The sequence below is a fragment of the Paraburkholderia sp. SIMBA_053 genome (genome assembly GCF_046534895.1).
In the GTDB taxonomy this organism is placed as follows: domain Bacteria; phylum Pseudomonadota; class Gammaproteobacteria; order Burkholderiales; family Burkholderiaceae; genus Paraburkholderia; species Paraburkholderia caledonica.
Genome location: NZ_JAWRXU010000297.1, coordinates 1 through 333, shown reverse-complemented (window position 1 = coordinate 333; position 333 = coordinate 1). Strand labels below are relative to the sequence as shown.

Here is a 333-nt window from a genome sequence, read left to right as displayed (position 1 = left end):
GGCTATCCAAAGCAAGAAGAAAGATTATGGCATCTTGCTGACGGGATTAATTATAGCCATTTCTATTTTTTATATGTTCCAAACATTAGGAACTAATGAAGTGTTTTTGAAAGAAAATAATTCAATCGGTGCGATTTTATTTATATTTAAAGCAGGCTCATTTTTAGTTGGCACTGTGACATTTTTCTATATTCTATATGCTAATTCATTTCTATTTTCTCTACGTCAAAGGGAATTTGGAATGTACATGATGTTAGGGGCAAAACGGGATAAAGTTGTAACCCTTATGTTTATGGAGACGATGGGGTTAGGAATTGCATCTCTTGTAATTGG

General features: G+C 33.3%; 1 protein-coding gene. It reads left to right on the top strand.

Annotated features, from left to right (window positions below; all coding sequences use genetic code 11):
* On the top strand, window positions 1-333 hold a 333-nt coding region (locus SB753_RS35705), incomplete at both ends, for an FtsX-like permease family protein (protein ID WP_410804808.1).